The organism is Kitasatospora sp. NPDC058965 (assembly GCF_042741245.1).
Lineage (GTDB): Bacteria > Actinomycetota > Actinomycetes > Streptomycetales > Streptomycetaceae > Kitasatospora.
In genome coordinates this window covers 1-2,791 of sequence record NZ_JBHYKG010000538.1, presented here as the reverse complement: position 1 = coordinate 2,791, position 2,791 = coordinate 1, and the positions used below count along the sequence as shown (strand labels likewise).

Sequence of the window (2,791 nt, the reverse complement as noted above, 5' to 3'; positions counted from 1 at the left end):
GCCCCTGCTGCGCGCCCGCGGCATGAAGTCGCAGCTGCCCTGCTCGCCCCTCCGGGGGCCCTGACGGCCCTGGCGCCCGGCGCGAACGAGGTGCGCCCCCGAGTGCCGGTGCGCCGGCTCCGGGGCAGGCTGCGGCCGACCTACCCGCGGTGCGGCGGGCCGGTCGGCCGGGGGGAGCGGACAACTGACAGGGGACGGTGGCGGTGCAGCGGCCGGGGCCCGGTGCTGCGGCGCGCCGTCCGGCTGCGTGGTTCAGAGGGTGAACATCGCGGCGTACGGGTGGCTCACCCGCACGTGTCGTGACCCGAAGTCGACGATCACGGCGGTCTCGCCTTCGACGCCGATGACCCGGCCGAGACCGTACCGGTCGTGAGTGACCCGGTCGCCGACGGCGAAATGCTTGGGGGGAGCCTCCTGCCGGGGCTTGAAGGGGCTGGTGGGCAAGGGGCGGTGACCTGCTCCAGATTTCGTCATTGCCTTCAGTATGCGCCCGGAATCGCGCGCGGGGCCCATCCGAGGGGGACGGGTTTTTGGCAGGGGCCGGCACGTGTGGCGGGCGCCTCGCCGCAGCGGGGCGTCCCGGTCACCGGCCGTGGCTCCCGGGCGGTAGCGGATTCGTGCTCAAGTCCGCTGCTGGCGCCGGGTTTTGGCGGTCCGCGGCGGTCGCTCGGGCCGCTGCCGGGGCGGGACCGCGGCAGAACCGGGGGCGGCAGATCCCCCCGCGGCGGTCCGCGGCCTGCTAGAGTCGTTTTAGTTGCAGTAGTGGTTCCCATGAACTTTGTGTGCGCCTGCTGGTGAATGGCAGGCGCATTTTTGTTTCCCGGCTCCTCCCCGGGTGGGCACTCCATGCGGCGACTGAAGTGCGCGCTGTGCGCGCTTCAGACAGCCCTTTGAAGGAGTTTTTTTATGGCTAATGGCACTGTGAAGTGGTTCAACGCGGAGAAGGGCTTCGGCTTCATCGAGCAGGAGGGTGGCGGCCCCGACGTCTTCGCCCACTACTCGAACATCAACGCCAACGGCTTCCGCGAGCTGCTCGAAGGCCAGAAGGTCGAGTTCGACGTCACGCAGGGCCAGAAGGGCCCGCAGGCGGAGAACATTCGCCCGCTGTAGTTCTGCTGCCCTGGCACCTGCCTGGCACGGAGGGGCCCGTACCGCGTACACGCCGGTGCGGGCCCCTCGGCATCGGGCCTCACGCACCACACACCGGCCCGCCGCCTCGCGGCCTCCGGCGGCGCCCCGCGCTGCGGAGCCTTCCTCGTGACGCGCCGCTCCGAGGAAGGTCCCCCCGCATGAACATCCCCAGTCGGTCCGCACACGAACACGTGAACTCCCGCTCCGCCGAAGGCCCGCCGTCCGGCGGCAGTTCCTTCCACCGCGTCCGGCCGCCCGGCGAGCCGCGCCCCACCGGACCGAGGAGCCGTCAGATCGGCCGTCCGCCGGCGGAGTCCGCCGGACCGAGCACGACCCGGGCGGCGCTGCCGGCCGCGGCGTCGTTCGACGAACTCGACATGCCGAAGGCCCTGCTGCCGATCCTGGCCCGGAACGGCGTCACGGCACCGTTCCCGATCCAGGCGGCGACCCTGCCGAACTCGCTGGCCGGCCGCGACGTGCTCGGACGGGGCCGCACCGGCTCCGGCAAGACCCTCGCGTTCGGCCTCGCCGTGCTGGCCCGCACCGCGGGGCGCCGGGCCCAACCGCGGCGCCCGCTGGCCCTGGTGCTGGTCCCCACCCGCGAGTTGGCGCAGCAGGTCACCGAAGCGCTCACCCCCTTCGCGCACGCCGTGCAACTGCGGGTGGCGGCCGCGGTCGGCGGGATGCCGATCAACCGCCAGGCCCAGGCGCTGAACCGCGGGACGGAGGTCCTGGTGGCCACCCCGGGCCGGCTCAAGGACCTGATCCAGCGCGGCGACTGCCGGTTGGACAGGGTCGGGGTCACCGTCCTCGACGAGGCCGACCAGATGGCCGACATGGGCTTCCTGCCGCACGTCACCGAGATCCTCGGACAGGTCGCCGAGGGCGGCCAGACCCTGTTGTTCTCGGCCACGCTGGACCGCGACGTCGACGGGCTGGTCCGGGCCTTCCTGACGGATCCGTTCACCTACTCGGCGGACCCGACCGCGGCGGCGGTCAGCACCCTGGAGCACCACGTGCTGCAGGTGCACCAGTTCGACAAGACCAACACGATCACCCACATCGCCTCCCGCGACGGCAGGGTGATCATGTTCATCGAGACCAGGAACGACGCGGACCGCCTGGTCGAGGGCCTCCTCGCGAACGGGGTCAGGGCCGCCGCCCTGCACAGCGGCAAGTCCCAGCCGCAGCGGACCCGCACCCTGGAGCAGTTCCGCACCGGCCAGGTCACCGCGCTGATCGCGACCAACGTCGCCGCCCGCGGCATCCACGTGGACGGCCTCGACCTGGTCGTCAACCTCGACCCGCCCGCCGACCACAAGGACTACCTGCACCGCGGCGGCCGCACCGCGCGGGCCGGCGAGTCCGGCGCCGTGGTCACCCTGGTCCTGCCCGCCCAGCGGCGCGCCATGGCCCGGCTCATGGCCAAGGCCGGTGTCACGCCGATCACCACCCGGGTGATCGCCGGAGACGAGGAGCTGACCCGGATCACCGGCGCCCGGGTACCCACCGGTCTTCCGACCGAAGTGCCCGACCCGGTGATCGAGCGGCCGCGCCGCCACCCGTCGGCGCGGCGCGACGGTCGCGGTCGGCCTGCCGCCCACGGCCACGGAGCCGGCACCGGCCGCGAAGGCCAGGGGTTCCGGGGGCGCGACCAGGC

At 73.0% G+C, this 2,791-nt stretch carries 3 protein-coding genes; 2 read left to right on the top strand and 1 reads right to left on the bottom strand.

The window, feature by feature from the left end; genetic code table 11:
- Window positions 1–252: 252 nt before the first annotated feature.
- Window positions 253–474 carry a hypothetical protein gene (locus ACFW1A_RS39815; RefSeq protein WP_380418503.1) on the bottom strand — a complete coding sequence of 74 codons (222 nt, stop codon included), beginning with the start codon at window positions 472–474 and terminating at the stop codon, window positions 253–255.
- Between the two features lie 432 nt (window positions 475–906).
- Here ACFW1A_RS39815 and ACFW1A_RS39810 point away from each other — a divergent pair, with 432 nt between their 5' ends.
- Both ACFW1A_RS39810 and ACFW1A_RS39805 read left to right on the top strand, forming a co-directional pair.
- Window positions 907–1,110 (top strand): cold-shock protein, encoded by a 204-nt coding sequence (locus ACFW1A_RS39810; protein WP_030918248.1) that lies wholly within the window; start codon window positions 907–909, stop codon window positions 1,108–1,110.
- A gap of 179 nt (window positions 1,111–1,289) precedes the next feature.
- Window positions 1,290–2,791, top strand: a 1,502-nt coding sequence (locus tag ACFW1A_RS39805) for a DEAD/DEAH box helicase (RefSeq protein ID WP_380418501.1), incomplete at its 3' end; no start/stop codon positions are given.